Here is an 18,658-nt window from a genome sequence, read left to right as displayed (position 1 = left end):
CCCCCTCTCTTCCCTCAAGGAGCACGACCATAAAGCCAAGTATAGTATTTAAGGCGATCGCTTAATTCTCGGGTTAAAGCGTCGGGGTGGTAACGCCATTCCCAATTACCAGTTGCAGTACTTGGCATATTCATTCTTGCCCAATTTTCTAAACCGAGAATATCTTGAAGAGGGAAGATAGCCACATTCGCAACGGAACTCATCGCTAAACGTATTAAACTCCAGTGTATTCCTTCAGGAGAAATACAACCGAGATAATCCCTGACTCTAGCTTGTGCTTCAGGCGATCGCGCTAGAAACCAACCCATAGTGGTATCGTTATCATGAGTACCAGTATAGACCACACAGTTACGATCAACGTAATTATAGGGTAAAAAGGGATTAGCGCGGTCAGAATCAAAGGCAAATTGAATAACTTTCATACCCGGGAAATTAAACTTATCTCTGAGTGCTTCTACTTCTGGTGTAATTATGCCAAGATCTTCAGCGATAATGGGGATGTCCCCTAATTCTTCGGCGAGAACTTGAAATAACTTTTCTCCTGGAGTTTTCAGCCATTTTCCTTGTATAGCGGTAGTTTCTCCTGGTTTTACCGCCCAAAAAGATTCAAAAGCACGGAAGTGGTCAACCCGAATAATATCGACGTATTCTAGCATAGTCTTAAGACGTTGAACCCACCAGCTAAAGTTATTTTCTTCTAGACGTTTCCAGAGATAAATAGGATTACCCCAAAGTTGTCCTGTATCACTAAAGCAATCTGGAGGTACTCCCGCCATAGTAGAAGAGCCGAGGGTTTTTTGATCCAAACAGAAGAAACGAGTATTAGCCCAAACGTCGGCGCTATCATGAGCTACATAGATAGGTATATCACCAATAATTTTCACACCGCGTTGATGAGCATAATTACGCAAATCTTGCCATTGTTGAAAGAAAACAAACTGTAAAAACTTATGGTAGCCTATATCACTAGCGAGACGTTCCCTAGCTGCTTCTACAGCTGTAGCTTTATGACTAGCTATGTCTTCGGGCCAAAAATTCCAAGCTACCCCGCCATTTTCATCCTTAACAGCCCTGAACAGACTATAATTATCCAACCAGTGTTGTTGTTGCTGACAAAAATCTTGAAACCTTTGTTTTTGTTCAGGGTTAGGTTGTTGGCAAAAGTTTTGGTAAGCTTTACGTAATAAAGGGGCTTTCACCTCTTCTACCGATTGATAATCCACTTTTTCTAAGTGAAATTCAGGAAGGTTAGCTAAATCATCATTAGACAATAACCCATCTCCAACCAGCCTATCTATACTAATTAATAGTGAATAACCCGCAAAAGCAGAATAACAGGAATAAGGAGAATTACCATAACCAACAGGACCTAAAGGTAAAATTTGCCATAATTGTTGAAAACTATCCGCTAAAAAATCGACGAAGCGATAAGCTGACTCTCCTAAATCACCAATACCAAAACGGGAAGGAAGGGAAGTAGGATGTAACAAGATACCGCTGACTCTTTTAAATAACATAATATCCCTTTTAACAGTCGTGAGCTTACTTTATGATAAGCTGACAAATGCGACAAAATAACAATTAATGTTTTGAAAATTTGACCATGACTCACTCTTTAGAATTACCTTTACTCCTACGTGCAGCTCGTGGGGAGATTTTAGATCGCCCTCCTGTGTGGTTAATGCGTCAAGCAGGGCGTTATATGAAGGTTTATCGAGATTTACGGGATAAATACCCGAGTTTTCGCGATCGCTCGGAAAATGCTGAGTTAGCTATTGAAATTTCTCTGCAACCTTGGCGAGCTTTTCAACCTGATGGAGTAATTATGTTTTCTGATATCCTTACTCCTTTACCTGGTATTGGCATTCCTTTTGAGATTATCGAAAGTACAGGACCTGTAATCACTCCACCGATTCGCACTCAGGAGCAGATTAAACAATTAAAACCTCTTGAACCTGAAGAATCCTTACCTTTTATTAAAACAATTTTACAGACTTTGCGCCAGGAAGTAGGTAATAAATCTACAGTTTTGGGTTTTGTGGGTGCTCCTTGGACTTTAGCTGCTTACGCGATTGAAGGAAAAACCTCAAAAACCTACTCAATGATCAAGAGTATGGCATTTTCTGAACCTGAGATTTTACACCAGTTTTTAACTAAATTAGCCGAGGCGATCGCCGTTTATGTGCGTTACCAAATCGATTGCGGTGCACAAGTAGTACAAATGTTCGATTCATGGGCGGGAGAACTTAGCCCCCAAGACTACGCTACTTTTGCTCTTCCCTATCAACAACAGGTAGTCAAACAAGTCAAAGCTACTCACCCTGATACACCCTTAATCCTCTATATCAGCGGCAGTGGAGGGATTTTAGAATATATGGGACAATCAGGAGTAGATATAGTCAGCGTGGATTGGACAGTAGATATGGCGGTAGCTAGACAAAGACTAGGTCAAGAGATGAAAGTGCAAGGAAACGTTGATCCAGGAGTTTTATTTGGTTCTCATGACTTTATCCGCGATCGCCTCTTAGACACCATCAAAAAAGCGGGTAACCAAGGACACATTTTAAACCTAGGTCACGGTGTTTTAGTAGGTACACCCGAAGAAAACGTGAGATTCTTCTTTGAAACAGCCAAACAAGCAGATCAACTGTTAAAGGTCTAAACTACCAGGTAGCGATATACTAGAGTGAAAAAGCCTGTCAAAGATAAACAATGAACTCAGGAATCGACCTACAAGGAAGTTTTATCGAATCCCTCAAAGAATTGGGACTCCCACCAGGATTAGCCAAAACCATTTGGCTACCCCTGCCGATGATTTTAATGATTATCGGTGCAACGGTGGGAGTTTTAGTAGTAGTTTGGCTAGAAAGAAAGATTTCAGCTGCTGCTCAACAAAGGATAGGTCCGGAATACGCAGGACCATTGGGAGTTTTACAACCAGTAGCAGATGGTATTAAACTAGTCTTTAAAGAAGATATCGTACCTGCCAAAGCAGATCGCTGGTTGTTTACCATTGGACCTATCATCGTGGTTATTCCCGTATTTTTGTCCTATCTAATCGTACCTTTTGGGCAAAATCTGGTGATTACCGATCTTAACGTGGGTATATTCTGGTGGATTGCTCTATCGAGTATCACTCCCATTGGCTTGTTAATGTCGGGTTATGCTTCTAATAATAAATACTCCCTGCTAGGAGGGTTAAGAGCGGCTGCTCAGTCTATTAGTTATGAAATACCACTAGCTCTAGCTGTCTTGGCGATCGCTATGATGTCTAACAGTCTCAGTACCATTGACATCGTGCAACAACAATCGGGTTATGGTATCTTTGGTTGGAACATTTGGCGTCAACCTATAGGTTTTCTCATTTTCTGGATCGCCGCTTTAGCAGAATGTGAACGTCTCCCCTTTGACTTACCAGAAGCGGAAGAAGAACTAGTAGCCGGTTATCAAACCGAATACGCAGGGATGAAATTCGGTCTATTTTACGTTGGTTCATACGTCAACCTCGTCCTCTCTGCTCTAGTTTTTTCTATACTCTATCTAGGAGGTTGGGAATTTATCATACCCATAGATTCTCTAGCAGGTTGGCTGGGTATTAGTGACACTACCCCCTGGTTGCAAGTTATTACTGCTGCAGTGGGAATCACTATGACCGTTTTAAAAGCCTACTTACTTATTTTCATCGCCATCTTAATACGTTGGACAGTACCTAGAGTACGTATAGACCAATTATTAGATCTAGGGTGGAAATTCCTCTTACCCGTATCTCTGGCTAATCTTTTGATTACCGCAGCTTTAAAACTCGCTTTCCCTGTCGCTTTTGGTGGATAACAACTATGTTCAATATTCTCAAACAAGTTAGTGATTACGCAAAAGGAAGTATCGAAGCAGCTAAATACATTGGTCAAGGTTTATCGGTAACCTTTGATCATATGCAAAGACGCCCGATTACTGTACAGTATCCCTATGAGAAGTTAATACCCTCGGAACGTTATCGCGGTAGAATTCACTTTGAATTTGATAAGTGTATCTCTTGTGAAGTATGTGTGCGCGTTTGCCCCATTAACTTACCCGTAGTGGATTGGGAATTTAACAAGGAAGCCAAGAAAAAAGAACTCAAACACTATAGCATTGACTTCGGTGTGTGCATTTTCTGTGGTAACTGCGTAGAATATTGTCCTACCAACTGCTTATCCATGACCGAAGAATACGAATTAGCAACCTACGATCGCCACGAACTTAATTATGATAACGTGGCTTTGGGTCGATTACCCTATAAAGTTACCCAAGATCCTATGGTTACACCTTTGCGCGAATTAGGTTATCTACCTAAAGACGTCATCTCACCCCATGATTTACCCCCAGGTAGTCAACGCGCAGGTAAACACCCAGAAGATCTCAAAGAATAAACTAAATACCGGGTTAATCCCGGTTTTCCCACTATTATCAAGGAGTATCAACAAGCGTGAATATAGCCGAAGGAGTACAATTTGTCTGTTTTTTCGTTCTCACAGGAATGATGCTTAGTGCTGCAGTAGGAGTAGTATTACTAGAAAATATCGTTTACTCAGCTTTCCTCTTAGCGGTAGTTTTTTTAAGTATTTCTGGTTTATATATCTTACTCAATGCTGATTTTGTCGCAGCAGCACAAATTTTAATCTACGTAGGCGCAGTCAACGTCTTAATTATCTTCGCTATCATGCTAGTTAATAAGCAAGAAGACTTTGCTACCATTCCTAAACGTTGGATTCGTAAGGTAGCTACTGGTTTAGTTTGTTTAAGCATCTTTGCTTTGTTAACTACGATGATTTTAATCACCCCTTGGTCATTAGATGCTACTTCCCCAGCTTTAATCGAAAATACCGTAATTGAGTTGGCTAAACATTTATTTAGTGACTTTTTACTTCCTTTTGAATTAGCCTCAGTTGTACTATTAATGGCTATGGTGGGTGCAATTATTCTCGCGCGTCGTGATTTGATTCCCGATACCACTACCTCTCCTTTAACTTTGCCAGAACGTCCTCGTGAATTGGCGTCTGTCTCTAGTAAATCAACCGAAGATTAATTCAGAATTTAACTCATGCAATTACAATTAGAATATTTTCTCTTAATCGCAGCAGCATTGTTTTGTATTGGTATTTATGGTTTAATTACCAGTCGTAACGCTGTACGGGTTTTAATGTCCATTGAATTATTACTCAACTCCGTTAATCTCAATTTAATGGGATTTTCTAATTTTCTCGATCCTCTAGGTATCAAGGGTCAAGTTTTTACCGTCTTTGTCATTACTATAGCTGCTGCTGAAGCTGCTGTAGGTTTGGCAATTATTCTCGCTATCTACCGCAACCGCGATACCATTGACATGGAACAATTTAACCTCCTTAAGTGGTAGTTTTAGAGGGAACGGTTGAACGGTTGAACGGTTGAACGGTGTTAGGAGATATTATTTATATATATAATACTAATGAGTGCCTCTTGCCTTTTGCCTTCTGCCTTTTCCCTTTAATGTTGTTTATTATTTTAATAATATGAATAATCCCGAAGCTTTTAGTTATTGGCGATTAATTATACCCGTGGTAATTATGCTAATTAGCTTAATTGTGGGTTTAATTTTAGAAAGAATTGGTCTTAAATTATTAGCTAAATTAGTAGAAAAAACTAACTGGAGAGGCGAGCATATTATCGTCAATGTTTTCCGTAATATGTTAGTTATCTGGTCTCTAATTATAGGTTTATCTATTTGTCTCCATCAAGCTTTAATCGATTTTTATTTAGTTAACTTTAATTTTAATGATTATTATCAATATCTCAGAGTTGCTCAAAAAGTCTTAACCGCTTTAATTATTGCTTCTTTTACTATAGTTATCGCTAGATTAGCTACTGGTTTAATTGATTTCTATCGCAGTCAAGGTAATTTTCCCGTTAATCGTTTTTTTGACCAAATAACCCGTCTAGTTATCTATAGTTTAGGAACTGTTGGTATTATTAGCTTAGCTGGCTTTTCTACTTATGAACTTAATAAATATATTTTACCATTTGCGATAGTAATTACTAGTTTTGTTCTCGGTTTTATAGCGGATAAAAAAGGTTTAAAGTTACTATATCAATTAGCTACCAAAACTGCTTGGGATGGAGATGAATTAATCGTTAACTGTTTTCAAGGTATAATAGTTTTTTGGTCTGTCCTCGCGGGGGTAACAGCAGCTATTAATATTTTTCCTCTTCCTAATGCTTTAATCATTTTATTTACTAAAGGCATTATCATTTGTTTTCTCACCTCATCTACTCTAGTTATTTATCGTTTAGCTATTAGTTTTATTAGACTTTATGGTAATCAAAATCAAGGAAGTCCCGTCATTACTTCTTTGTTTGAAAATATTACTAAACTGGTTGTTTTTAGTTTAGGTTTCTTAATTATTCTACAATCTATTGGGGTGGGGATAACTCCCCTGATTACTGCTTTAGGGGTAGGTGGTGTTTCCATTGGACTTGCTTTGAAAGGACCTCTAGAAAATCTTACCTCGGGAATTACTATTATTAGTTCTAAAAAAGTTAGACCAGGAGATTATATTAAATTAACTAGTGGGGAAGAGGGTTATGTTACTGATGTAGAATTAAGATATACTGTGATTAAAAAAATCACTGGTAACCTGCAAATTATTCCTAATGCTCATTTGATTTCTTCTAGTTTTACTAACTATGGACTCCCTGAAAAAAGATTATTAGTACCAGTTGAAGTAGGTGTAGGTTATGATAGCGATTTAGAAAAGGTAGAAGCAATTACTCTAGGAGTTGCTCAATACGTCATACAAGAATTCTTGACGACTCCTACAGAGGAAGAATACGAACCTTTTTTATGTTTTAATAAATTCGGTTATTACAGTATTAATTTTACGGTTTTTTTACAAGTAGAGGATTATTTTGACCAATTTCTAGTTAGACATAAGTTTATTAAGGAATTATACAAAAGATATCAACAGGAAGGGATTATTATCCCTTTCCCTATTCAAGCAACTTCTATCGATGGACAAAGTTCTTCTTTGCCTGAAGTCTGGGAGTAACTTTTTTGTGAAAACTCTTTTATAGTTCTACTGGTGGAATAACTGATGATTCTACTAAAAAAATGTGTAAGTAATAACGAGATAGTATCAGTAAGATAGCTTTAATCTCTCTTAATGGTAAGTTTTCTCGCCAAAGACCACTATAACGCTCAAAATTTAAGACAGCTTGACACAGATTATTGATTAATTTCCTAGAAATTGGTACATCGTTAATTGAGACGATCGCCTTGAGTAAATCCCAATCATGAACATTAAAATCAACCAATAAATCTATTAAATCTGTAGTCAAAATAATTAGACCTTCTGCTGTAATTATCTTTTGTTGATATAATTGTCGTAAATAAGCGCAACAGCGAGCGTGACTATATTGAAGTAAGGAAAACTCACTATTAATCACGATTTCAGTCTGAGAACCCAGAAAAAAGGGAAAATCACTGAGAATAGACTGATAGGTTTTAGTTAACCAAGAAACCAATAGGCGATCGCTTACTCTGACATCAATAGCATAATCACCAACAGTGGTAATAACTATCTCCTCTCCAGAATAATTAATAGTATCCCCTTTAGTCTGAAACCGATAAATAATAGCTTGGGGATACTTTAAGAGATATAGAGATATTGTTGATTCTGGTAATAAAATTTGTACAAGATATTCTCGCAGAGACATTAACCATAATTATTCTAGTTATTCTTCTTCTTGATGGTTAGATGGGTTATTAACTCGTTGACTAGGGATAGCTTTGATAATCGCATCGATAACCTTACCTACAGGAATAATTTCTAAACCCAAATCATCAGGAAAAGCTTGACCTTTAGGGACTATAGCGCGTTTAAAGCCTAGTTTAGCAGCTTCTTTGAGTCTGAGTTCCATTTGGGCTACTAAACGAACTTGACCCCCTAAACCCACTTCTCCAATTAAGACTGTACGTGGATCAACGATGCGATCGCGGAAACTAGCGACAATAGCGATCGCTATCCCCAAATCAGCGGCGGGTTCTTCCACTCCCAATCCTCCAGCTGAAGCTACATAAGCGTCTAATTTAGATAAGGGAATCCCCACCCGTTTTTCTAATACCGCCAATATTTGTAATAAACGATTATAATCTACTCCAGTAGTGGAACGACGAGGGGAACTATAACTAGTGGGACTGACTAAAGCTTGTAACTCTACGACTAGAGGACGTGTACCCTCACAAGCTACTACAGTGGATGTACCTGGTACTAACTCTTCACGATTACCGAGAAATAATTCTGAGGGATTAGCGACCTCTCGTAAACCCTGATCCGCCATTTCAAAGATACCGATTTCATGAGTTGAACCGAAGCGATTTTTAACAGAACGTAATAAACGGTGGGAAGCGTAGCGATCGCCCTCAAAATAGAGTACAGTATCCACTAGATGTTCAAGTACTCTCGGACCTGCGATCGCCCCTTCTTTAGTCACATGACCGACAATGAATAGAGTAATATTTTCTCGTTTAGCTACCTGCATCAACGCTGAAGTACATTCTCTTACTTGGGCAACCGACCCTGGTGCAGAAGTCAAAGAAGCAAAATAGAGAGTTTGAATACTATCAATAACCGCTAGTTGTGGTTTTAAAGCTTCTAACTCCCGTAAAATCTCTTCTAAATCAGTTTCTGCCATTACATAGAGATTATGTTCGGAACTAGGTTGTTTACCATTCTGACTATTAGCTTCTGTGTCGGTTACTCCCACACCCAAACGAGACGCGCGTAATTTAATTTGGTGTCCTGATTCTTCAGCTGAGACATAGAGAATGCGGGGTAATCGTAAAGCTAACTGATTAGCGGTTTGGAGTAAAAGTGTTGATTTACCGATACCTGGATCGCCTCCAATTAAGACCAAAGAACCAGGTACTACACCTCCTCCCAAAACGCGATCGAATTCTCCATAACCTGAGTCAAATCTTTCTTGAACATCGCTAATAATTTGGGAAAATAATAAAGACAGACGAGGTTGACAAGGTTTACTACTGTTGCGTCCTGTATTTGTACTAGATTGCCAACCTCCCCTATTTAACAAGGAATTACCAGAATTGAGTACCTGTTCTTCAAGAGTACCATAGACATCACAGTAAGGACATTTACCAAACCACTGAGGAGACTCAGCGCCACATTCACTACAAACATAGACAGTACGATTTTTACTAGCCATAAACCTTAAAATCTGCTCCTCAATGGTTAGCCAGTGGTTGACAACACGCTTAATTTTATCTTGAGTTTATCATGTCTAGTTAGGGTCGGTTGTCTAGGAAATCTTAAAAAATCCCTTCTATTTTAACGAGATATACTCTATTTAAAGCTTAATTAAGACATGAAAAAAAGATATTCTAGTAAATAAAACAGTTCTATGATCATTTTAAGGAAGTGTGACATTGGAAAGTAATAAAGAAAAAATCTTGGTTGTGGATGATGAAGCTAGTATCCGTCGTATTCTAGAAACACGCTTATCAATGATTGGTTATGAAGTAGTAACCGCGGCTGATGGTGAAGAAGCTTTAGAAGTTTTTCACGATAGTCACCCTGATTTAGTAGTTTTAGACGTAATGATGCCTAAATTAGACGGTTACGGTGTGTGTCAGGAACTCCGCAAAGAATCAGATATTCCTATCATCATGTTAACCGCTTTAGGAGATGTAGCCGATCGCATCACAGGCTTAGAATTAGGAGCAGATGACTATGTAGTTAAACCCTTCTCCCCCAAAGAATTAGAAGCTAGGATACGTTCTGTATTAAGACGTGTGGACAAAAACGGTGTACCAGGGATTCCCAGTTCAGGAGTCATACAAATTAGTTCTATCAGAATCGACACCAATAAACGTCAAGTCTATAAAGGAGACGCTAGAATTCGTCTGACTGGTATGGAATTTAGCCTACTAGAATTATTAGTAGGTCGTTCGGGAGAAGCGTTTTCTCGTTCAGAAATTTTACAAGAAGTCTGGGGATATACACCAGAAAGACACGTAGATACTAGAGTAGTTGATGTACATATCTCCCGTCTTAGAGCTAAGCTAGAAGATGATCCAAGCAATCCAGAATTAATTCTCACCGCTAGAGGAACAGGTTATTTATTCCAAAGAATAATGGAACCAGGAGAAGAATAAACAGGTTAATAATTTTCCAGATGACTAAACCAGATCAGAATCAGATACTAAGATTACTTCCTCTCGTGAGTGGAATGGTAGGTGGTGGACTTTTATTATTCAATCGTTGGGGAACTCTGGAATTGACTAACTCCCAAGCTCGTTCTGATGTGCTTGGGGTTATCTTAAGTGCTTTACTGATATTAGTGGGGTTACTATGGCAACAAATCCAACCTCGTAACCCTGAAGCAGTAACTTTAATTGGTACAGAAGGTTTTGAGTTAGACCCAAATCTTCCTGAAACAGTAAAAATAGAGTTAGCTTGGGCAACTCATCTGTTATTAACTAACACCGTGACTCGTACTGTGGTTATCTATTATCAGGGTAAAGTTATCTTAAGAAGAGGTATTCTCCCTGTTAAAGCAGAAGTTACCCCAGGAGCAATTGTACAACGTTGTTTGGATAACGGTAAACCCGTTTATCTAGTCTCCCTAAAACTCTATCCAGGTAGCCTAGAATTTGATTATCTACCCGAAAATACCCAAGGGGTTATCTGTCAACCTTTGGGGAAAGAGGGAGTAATGATTCTAGGTGCTAATGCTCCTCGCAGTTATACTAAACAAGATGAAAATTGGATTGAGGCGATCGCTGCTAAATTAGCTTTAACCCTAGAAACCATGTAAATGCTGCAGATAACCTTAACACAACTAGAACAAATCAAAACTCACGCAGTCAAAACATATCCCGAGGAATGCTGTGGATTGTTATTAGGGAATAATAAACTAGTACAACAAGTTTGGTCAACAGAGAATAGTTGGTCAGGGGAAATATTTAACACACCCGAGGGAAGTAAAGGCAATCGTTTTAGTATCGCTCCCCAAACTATGCTAGAAGTTAGTAAAAAAGCTCGTCAGTTAAATCTCAATATTATCGGTATCTATCATTCTCACCCCGATCATCCTCCCCAACCTTCAGAATATGACCGAGCGATCGCCCATCAAGGTTACTCTTATGTAATTATTTCCCTAACTCAAGGTCAACCCGAAAAAATACTCAGTTGGGTATTAGATGAAAATCGGCAATTTCACCCCGAAGAAATTATGACAATTTGAGAAAAACTCTCCTAAAAGTTGTAAAAAAGAATATAATTATCTGTTTGCACATATTGCAATTAATTGATCAGTGCAATGCTTAACCCTAACTTAGACACGATCCAACTCAGTAAAGATGAGTATGAGCGATACTCTCGTCATATTATCTTGCCAGAAGTTGGTTTAGAAGGACAAAAACGCTTAAAAACAGCTAGTGTTGTCTGTATTGGTACAGGAGGTTTAGGATCTCCCCTACTCCTTTATCTAGCAGCCGCGGGAATCGGTAGGATTGGTATTGTGGATTTTGATGTAGTTGATAGTTCTAATCTTCAACGTCAGGTTATCCATGGAACATCTTGGGTAGGTAAACCGAAAATTCACTCAGCTAAAAATCGCATTCTCGAAATTAATCCTACTTGTCAGGTAGATTTATACGAAGCTCGTCTGACTTCAGCTAACGCTCTAGAAATTTTAAAAGATTACGACGTAGTAGTTGACGGTACAGACAACTTCCCCACTCGCTACCTCACTAACGACGCTTGTGTATTACTAAACAAACCTAACGTTTACGGTTCAATTTTCCGCTTTGAAGGACAAGCGACGGTATTTAACTACCGTGGTGGACCTAACTACCGTGATTTATTCCCCGAGCCACCACCACCAGGTATGGTCCCTTCCTGTGCAGAAGGTGGAGTATTAGGGGTTTTGTGTGGAGTAATTGGCTCTATTCAAGCCACAGAAGCGATTAAAATCATTCTAGGCTCTAATCAAACTCTCAGTGGACGTTTATTGCTTTATAACGCCTTAAATATGACTTTTAGAGAGTTAAAATTACGCCCTAATCCCGAACGTCCTGTTATTAACGAACTCATCGATTATGAACAATTCTGTGGTATTCCTCAAGCACGTGCCGCAGAAGCTCAACAACAACAAGCAATGGAAGAAATTACTGTTCAAGAATTAAAACAACTTATCGATAGTGGAGCTGATGATTTTGTCTTGTTAGATGTACGTAACCCTAATGAGTACGAAATCGCTCGCATTCCTGGAGCTATTTTAGTCCCCTTACCAGACATAGAAAATGGTTCAGCCCTAGATAAAGTCAAAGAGTTAACCAAAGACAAAAATCTGATCGCTCAGTGTAAAATGGGTGGACGCTCTGCTAAAGCCCTATTTATCCTTAAACAAGAGGGAATCACTGGTAAAAATCTCGTCGGTGGTATTAACGCTTGGAGTCGAGAAATAGATTCCACTGTCCCTGAGTACTAAATCAATAATAAATCTTGATATTCCCTGTCCCTAGGACGGGGATTTTTATTGCCTTTTGTTTTTGATCCCCATAATATCAAGAAATCATGACATCAGCACTTGACTAATAGGGTTAAAATTTTGTTACATAGTAAAAGAGATCATTTAGTGATCCCAAAAAAAAGTTGAAAGAGTCAGAAACAAACAGCGATAGTCAAGAAATTAAACTCTTACCCAACGCCCTAGGTGTTAACACAGGAGACTAGATGTCATGTCAAAAGAACGTCCCCCTCTAGAAGAGATGACTCTCAGACAACTTAGGAAAGTTGCCAGCGAGTGCTCCATATCTAGATACAGTCGTATGCGCAAGTCGCAATTATTAGCAGAAATTCAAAAAGTTTTACAAGAAAAAATTACTCGTACATCATCTCGTATTCAGGAGGAACAACAAGTGGAAGCATCTAAGTTTGAATTAGGTCAAGACGATAAAATAGGTGGTCCTTTAGCGTCAGTAGATGAAAATCTAGGGGATTTACCAGGGGGATATGGTGAAAGTCGCATCGTTTTAATGCCCAGAGACCCTCAATGGTGCTACGCTTATTGGGATATTCCCAACAATCATAAAGAAGAATTACGCCGTCAAGGTGGACAACAATTAGCCATCCGTCTCTATGATATGACGGATATAGATATAAGTTATCAAAGCCCCCATAGTGTCCAAGAATATCTCTGTGATGAGTTAGCCAGAGAATGGTATCTACCCGTACCAGTGAGCGATCGCGATTATGTAATTGATATTGGTTATCGTTGTGCCGATGGTCGCTGGTTAGTTTTAGCTCGTTCTCTACCTATTCACGTTCCCCCGGTTTATCCTTCTGATTGGATAGAAGATGTCTTTATTACCGTAGATTGGGAAGAAGATTTACGCGGTAAAACCCTATACGAACTCGTACCACCTAGCAAACGTCAACCTGAAGCTACCCCAGGCGGAAGTCAGCAAGATAACCCACTCTATGAGGAAATCTTTGGTATGGCAAAATCCGCCGAAGCTCAAAGAGTTGCAGGTTCTCTCTATGGCTCTATGCAACACGTACCAGGTTCTTTAGTACCACAACAAGTACTTAGCTCTTATGTCTTCCCATCTGGTGTAGGTATGTGGGCTGTACCCACTGCATCTGTCCCCACCCCTTCTGGACTAGTAACTATGTCTGGTGTAGGTATGATGTCTGGAGCAGGTTTCTCGGCTTCAGCTATTCCTATGCGTCCCCGCCAATTCTGGTTAGTGGCTGATGCAGAATTAATCGTTTATGGAGCTACCGAACCCGATGCTACGGTTACTATCGGTGGTCGTCCCATTAAACTCAATCCTGATGGAACTTTTCGCTTCCAGATGTCTTTCCAAGATGGTTTAATCGATTATCCTATTATGGCGGTAGCGGCAGATGGAGAACAAACCCGCTCCATTCACATGAAATTTACTCGTGAAACTCCCTCTCGCCATACCAATACCAAAGAGGAAGCAGTGGAAGAATGGTTTGTTTAATAATTAATTAACATTATCCCTATCTAGCTTGTAGGTAGGGATTTTTTATCAGGTAGTTTCTATACTAGTAAAAATGCTAAGAAATGAGGATTAGCAAACCACTATTTAAAGTTAAGGTAGCAAATCCTCCAGACAATAGGGACACACTTCCGGGAAATCAGCAGGAGGATAATCAATCAAATATAGGTCTGTTGCGTCTGAATATATCCCTTGCCATTCCGCCTCCAATTTAGGTTTCATTGAGGGGCTATAACGTCTTCTAACTGTGTTAGAAAAGGCTTTGATTTCAGCTTGCCAATGACGATGATTTTCTGGTTGATTAGCAAAATCAATCTTTAAACGGTGTTGAAGAATTCGAGTTAATAGAGATATTACAGCCTGGTAATCACTACGTCCCAAAGCTTCGATTTCCTCAATAATGTTTTCCCAGTCCAATTTTTCTAAATTTCGCTCTCGTAAAGATTTTGATTGTTCTGTTGTCCATTGATAAAAGTCTTTTTCGTAAATGTCGCTATTAAAGCTTTGGCTCATATGAAATTTGATAATACAATGATTTGACTATTATATCTAATAGTGCGTGCTCGCGTAGCGATATCCTTCGGATCGCCATCCCTCTTCTCCTCACAGTTACGTTTAAGATTAGGATGGGATCCCAAGGATCGCCAAATTGACAATTGATCTTTGATGCGGTTAACCAATGTTATCGTTTTTATTCCTTTGCTGCGACACCATAGGCATCTACTCCTAGGAAATCACGTTTTTTTTACAGTTTCACCTCAATATCAACCCCTGCGGGTAAGTCCAGTTTCATCAAAGCGTCAACGGTTTTAGAAGAAGGTTGATAAATATCGATGATGCGACGATGGGTACGAGTTTCAAAATGTTCTCGGGAATCCTTATCTACGTGAGGAGAGCGTAAAACGCAGTAGATTTTACGTTTAGTAGGTAGAGGAATCGGACCAATTGCTGTAGCGTTAGTTCTTTTAGCGGTGTCAACGATTTTCTCACAGGAAGTATCGAGTAAACGACGGTCAAAAGCTTTGAGACGAATGCGGATTTTTTGTTGTTGAATAGTAGCCATGTTTAGTTATCAAGGTTCTCAGTAAGGTTTAATTAGACAAAAAAATGATGGAGCAGCAATATTGTTCAACTGCTCCAACCAGGTTGAAGAATGGTGTTATTCTAAAATTTTGGAAACTACACCAGCACCAATGGTGCGTCCACCTTCACGAATAGCGAAGCGCATCCCTTGTTCAATAGCGATAGGGCTAATGAGTTTAACGGTCATTTTGATGCGATCGCCTGGCATAACCATTTCTACGTCACTGCCATCATCTGCGGTGTAGGCTTCGATTGTTCCTGTTACGTCAGTAGTACGGACATAGAACTGAGGACGATAACCAGAGAAGAAAGGAGTATGACGACCGCCTTCTTCTTTTTTGAGTACATATACCTCTGACTCAAATTTAGTATGAGGATTAATACTACCTGGTTTAGCTAATACCATACCTCTTTCGATATCTTCTTTATTGACACCACGAAGAAGCAAACCGACGTTATCTCCAGCCATACCTTCATCTAGGGTTTTTTGGAACATTTCCACCCCAGTAACGGTAGTGCTACGTTTGTCTCTGATACCTACTAGGTCAACGGTCTCACCTACTTTAATCTTACCGCGTTCAATACGTCCTGTTGCTACTGTTCCACGTCCAGTGATGGAGAACACGTCTTCTACCGCCATCAAGAAGGGTTTATCTACTTCTCTTTCTGGAGTGGGGATGTAGGAGTCAACGTTATCCATGAGAGCGTAAATTTTATCTACCCAATCATTGTCACCTTTTTTAGTGGTGGGGTTAGCGACCATGTGTTCAAGAGCTTGTAGTGCAGAGCCTGCGACGATGGGGATATCATCTCCAGGGAAGCCATACTCACTTAATAACTCCCGTACTTCTAGTTCTACTAGTTCGAGTAATTCTGGGTCATCAACCATGTCCTCTTTATTGAGGAAGACTACTAGGTGAGGAACACCTACCTGACGTGCTAGGAGAATATGTTCACGGGTTTGGGGCATAGGACCATCAGCAGCTGATACTACTAATATAGCCCCATCCATTTGGGCTGCTCCAGTGATCATGTTTTTAACGTAGTCAGCGTGTCCTGGACAATCTACGTGTGCGTAGTGACGTGTCTCGGTTTCGTATTCTACGTGAGCGGTATTGATAGTGATACCCCGTGCTTTTTCTTCGGGAGCTGCATCGATATCATCATATTTTCTCGCTTTGGCTTGACCTAAAGCCGAGAGAGTCATAGTGATCGCTGCGGTTAAAGTGGTTTTACCATGGTCAACGTGACCGATAGTGCCGATGTTAGCGTGATCTTTAGTACGTTCAAACTTTGCGCGTGCCATGTATTTTTATTGTTTCCTTTGTGTTATATTAGTTATGCGTTCCCTTTGCTTTTAGCGATGATGGCTTCGGCGATATTGCGAGGCACTTCATCGTATCTACTGAACTCCATGGTAAAGATACCACGTCCTTGGGTTTTAGAGCGTATATCTGTGGCGTAACCAAACATTTGCGCTAGTGGAACAAGAGCGGTTAGTTGGGCTAGACCATCTTGGGAGTTCATGCCTTCAATGTTGCCACGACGAGAGTTTAAATCGGCGATAACATCCCCGAGGAAGCCTTCGGGTACTTCTACCTCAACTTTCATCATAGGCTCTAGGATCACTGGAGATGCTTTGAGTACCGCCTCTCTAACTGCCATTGAGCCTGCAATTTTAAAAGCCATTTCCGAAGAATCTACGTCGTGGTAAGAACCGTCTAACAGGGTTGCTTTGACGTCGATCAGTGGATATCCTGCGAGGATTCCTGACTCACAGGCTTCTTTCATCCCTTGTTCTACTGGGGGTATATATTCTTTAGGAATTGTTCCCCCAACGATTTTGGAGATGAATTGGAAACCGCTGCCTAGTTCTCCTGGCTCTAGTTTAATCACTACGTGACCGTATTGTCCTTTCCCTCCGCTTTGACGGATAAATTTGCCTTCGGCTTCACTAGCTTTGCGTATTGTCTCTCGATAAGCCACCTGGGGTTGACCGACGTTTGCTTCTACTTTATATTCGCGCAACATTCGATCTACTAGAATTTCTAGGTGTAGCTCTCCCATCCCTGCGATTACGGTTTGATTCGTCTCTGAATCTATCCTGACACGAAAGGTGGGATCTTCGTCGGAGAGGGCTTGCAAAGCCTTAGACAGCTTCTCCATATCCTGTTTGGTTTTTGGCTCTACCGCTACGGAAATTACAGGCTCTGGTACAAAGAGAGACTCTAGAATGATGGGTTTTGCCTCATCACACAGTGTATCCCCTGTAATCGTATTTCTCAATCCGATCGCTGCTCCTAAATCTCCCGCTCTGAGTTCTTCTACTTCAATGCGATCGTTTGATTTGAGAACGATTAGACGAGAAATCCTTTCTTTTTGATCTTTCGTAGAGTTATAAACATAACTTCCTTTAGCTAAGACTCCAGAATATACCCTTAAAAAAGTCAAACGTCCGAAGGGGTCTGCTGCTATTTTAAAGGCTAAAGCCGAGAAGGGTTCTTCATCTGCTGCTGGTCTAATTCCTTCGCTCCCATCTGGTAGAAGACCTTTGATCGCTGGTACTTCCGTTGGTGCTGGTAAATAATCTACTACTGCGTCTAATAGTAGTTGTATCCCTTTGTTTTTGAATGCTGAGCCACAGAGTAAGGGAACTATTGTTCCCGCTATTGTACCCTGTCTGATGCCCTTGCGTATTTCAGCTTCGCTGAATTCTTCTCCTTCGAGATATTTTTCTGTCAGGAAATCATCTGTTTCTGCCACTGCTTCGATGAGCTGCATTCGATAGGTTTCGGCTAGTTCGGCTACTTCTGTAGGAATTTGGGCCTCTACTATCTCTTGACCTAAGTCATCTTCTCTATAAAGCAACGCGCGCATTCTTACTAAATCTACTATTCCTGTAAACTCGTTTTCTGCACCAATGGGTATCTGAATTGCGACTGCATTAGCTCTTAGTCTGTCTCTGATTTGTTCAGCAACTTTGAAGAAGTTCGCCCCTGTACGATCCATTTTGTTGACAAAGGCTATTCTCGGTACTTGGTAGCGCTCCGCTTGACGCCATACCGTTTCAGATTGGGGTTGTACTCCTCCTACTGAACAAAATACGGCTATGACACCATCTAACACCCGCATGGACCGCTCTACTTCTATAGTAAAGTCCACGTGACCTGGTGTATCAATGATGTTTATTTTGTGATCTTGCCAACTGGTAGTAATCGCTGCTGCTGTGATGGTTATCCCTCGCTCTCGCTCTTGTTCCATCCAGTCAGTCACCGCTGTACCTTCGTGCACTTCCCCCAGTTTATGTACCATTCCTGAGTAGAATAATATCCTCTCAGTGGTTGTAGTTTTGCCTGCGTCTATGTGCGCGGCAATTCCTATATTGCGAACTTTCTCTAGTGGGATAGTACGTGACACGGCTACCTCCTTTGTCTTGCCAAGCAAGTTTTTACTGTTTTACTCTTTACTGACACTCTTTACAATTCTAGACTTTTCTTGGCTTTTTTTTAC

The 18,658-nt window shown here is 40.2% G+C and carries 18 protein-coding genes; 11 read left to right on the top strand and 7 right to left on the bottom strand.

From position 1 onward, the window contains the following. Positions 1-14 precede the first annotated feature (14 nt). Positions 15-1,520, bottom strand: a complete 1,506-nt coding sequence (gene malQ, locus EA365_03200; GenBank protein ID TVQ47706.1) for a 4-alpha-glucanotransferase — start codon at positions 1,518-1,520, stop codon at positions 15-17. Between the two features lie 83 nt (positions 1,521-1,603). On the opposite strand from malQ, the gene EA365_03195 reads away from it, so the two are divergent. The 6 genes from EA365_03195 to EA365_03170 all read left to right on the top strand — a co-directional run bounded on the left by EA365_03195 (position 1,604) and on the right by EA365_03170 (position 7,061). Then, entirely contained in the window at positions 1,604-2,662 is a 1,059-nt protein-coding gene (locus EA365_03195) for a uroporphyrinogen decarboxylase (GenBank protein TVQ47705.1), read from the top strand. Between the two features lie 50 nt (positions 2,663-2,712). After that, positions 2,713-3,831, top strand: a complete 1,119-nt coding sequence (gene nuoH, locus EA365_03190; GenBank protein ID TVQ47704.1) for an NADH-quinone oxidoreductase subunit NuoH — start codon at positions 2,713-2,715, stop codon at positions 3,829-3,831. A gap of 5 nt (positions 3,832-3,836) precedes the next feature. Further along, a complete protein-coding gene (gene ndhI, locus EA365_03185; GenBank protein TVQ47703.1) occupies positions 3,837-4,409 on the top strand; it encodes an NAD(P)H-quinone oxidoreductase subunit I in 573 nt (190 codons plus the stop codon). A 56-nt stretch (positions 4,410-4,465) separates the two neighbouring features. After that, complete coding sequence (locus EA365_03180; protein ID TVQ47702.1) at positions 4,466-5,065, top strand: NADH-quinone oxidoreductase subunit J; 600 nt, start codon at positions 4,466-4,468, stop codon at positions 5,063-5,065. A 15-nt stretch (positions 5,066-5,080) separates the two neighbouring features. Next, positions 5,081-5,392, top strand: a complete 312-nt coding sequence (gene nuoK / locus EA365_03175; protein TVQ47701.1) for an NADH-quinone oxidoreductase subunit NuoK — start codon at positions 5,081-5,083, stop codon at positions 5,390-5,392. Between the two features lie 310 nt (positions 5,393-5,702). Further along, positions 5,703-7,061: a mechanosensitive ion channel family protein gene (locus tag EA365_03170; GenBank protein ID TVQ47746.1), complete on the top strand. Its 1,359-nt coding sequence runs from the start codon at positions 5,703-5,705 to the stop codon at positions 7,059-7,061. Between the two features lie 19 nt (positions 7,062-7,080). Here the strand turns inward: EA365_03170 and EA365_03165 are convergent, their stop codons facing one another. Beyond that, positions 7,081-7,728, bottom strand: a complete 648-nt coding sequence (locus EA365_03165) for a hypothetical protein (protein ID TVQ47700.1) — start codon at positions 7,726-7,728, stop codon at positions 7,081-7,083. An 18-nt stretch (positions 7,729-7,746) separates the two neighbouring features. After that, positions 7,747-9,237 carry a DNA repair protein RadA gene (radA, locus tag EA365_03160; GenBank protein ID TVQ47699.1) on the bottom strand — a complete coding sequence of 497 codons (1,491 nt, stop codon included), beginning with the start codon at positions 9,235-9,237 and terminating at the stop codon, positions 7,747-7,749. Between the two features lie 220 nt (positions 9,238-9,457). On the opposite strand from radA, the gene EA365_03155 reads away from it, so the two are divergent. The 5 genes from EA365_03155 (at position 9,458) to EA365_03135 (ending at position 14,047) form a co-directional block, all read left to right on the top strand. Beyond that, the gene (locus EA365_03155; protein ID TVQ47698.1) at positions 9,458-10,186 is read left to right on the top strand and encodes a DNA-binding response regulator; all 729 of its coding nucleotides are present in this window, start codon (positions 9,458-9,460) and stop codon (positions 10,184-10,186) included. A 20-nt stretch (positions 10,187-10,206) separates the two neighbouring features. Further along, complete coding sequence (locus tag EA365_03150; GenBank protein TVQ47697.1) at positions 10,207-10,848, top strand: cofactor assembly of complex C subunit B; 642 nt, start codon at positions 10,207-10,209, stop codon at positions 10,846-10,848. Further along, positions 10,849-11,277, top strand: a complete 429-nt coding sequence (locus EA365_03145) for a M67 family peptidase (protein TVQ47696.1) — start codon at positions 10,849-10,851, stop codon at positions 11,275-11,277. A 75-nt stretch (positions 11,278-11,352) separates the two neighbouring features. Continuing rightward, on the top strand, positions 11,353-12,525 hold the full coding sequence (moeB, locus tag EA365_03140) for a molybdopterin-synthase adenylyltransferase MoeB (GenBank protein TVQ47695.1): 1,173 nt from the start codon (positions 11,353-11,355) through the stop codon (positions 12,523-12,525). Between the two features lie 250 nt (positions 12,526-12,775). Further along, positions 12,776-14,047 (top strand): DUF4912 domain-containing protein, encoded by a 1,272-nt coding sequence (locus EA365_03135; GenBank protein TVQ47694.1) that lies wholly within the window; start codon positions 12,776-12,778, stop codon positions 14,045-14,047. 111 nt (positions 14,048-14,158) lie between these two features. On the opposite strand, the gene EA365_03130 is transcribed toward EA365_03135, so the two are convergent. The 4 genes from EA365_03130 to fusA form a co-directional block, all read right to left on the bottom strand. Then, positions 14,159-14,578 (bottom strand): DUF29 domain-containing protein, encoded by a 420-nt coding sequence (locus EA365_03130; GenBank protein ID TVQ47693.1) that lies wholly within the window; start codon positions 14,576-14,578, stop codon positions 14,159-14,161. A gap of 232 nt (positions 14,579-14,810) precedes the next feature. Beyond that, complete coding sequence (locus EA365_03125; GenBank protein ID TVQ47692.1) at positions 14,811-15,128, bottom strand: 30S ribosomal protein S10; 318 nt, start codon at positions 15,126-15,128, stop codon at positions 14,811-14,813. A gap of 96 nt (positions 15,129-15,224) precedes the next feature. Then, the gene (gene tuf, locus EA365_03120) at positions 15,225-16,454 is read right to left on the bottom strand and encodes an elongation factor Tu (protein TVQ47691.1); all 1,230 of its coding nucleotides are present in this window, start codon (positions 16,452-16,454) and stop codon (positions 15,225-15,227) included. Between the two features lie 32 nt (positions 16,455-16,486). After that, on the bottom strand, positions 16,487-18,565 hold the full coding sequence (gene fusA / locus EA365_03115; protein ID TVQ47690.1) for an elongation factor G: 2,079 nt from the start codon (positions 18,563-18,565) through the stop codon (positions 16,487-16,489). Positions 18,566-18,658: the final 93 nt, after the last annotated feature.

The sequence above is a fragment of the Gloeocapsa sp. DLM2.Bin57 genome, assembly GCA_007693955.1.
Classification (GTDB): Bacteria; Cyanobacteriota; Cyanobacteriia; order Cyanobacteriales; family Gloeocapsaceae; genus Gloeocapsa.
Note: the sequence above shows the minus strand (reverse complement) of the source record. Positions and strands in the feature narration are given on the sequence as shown.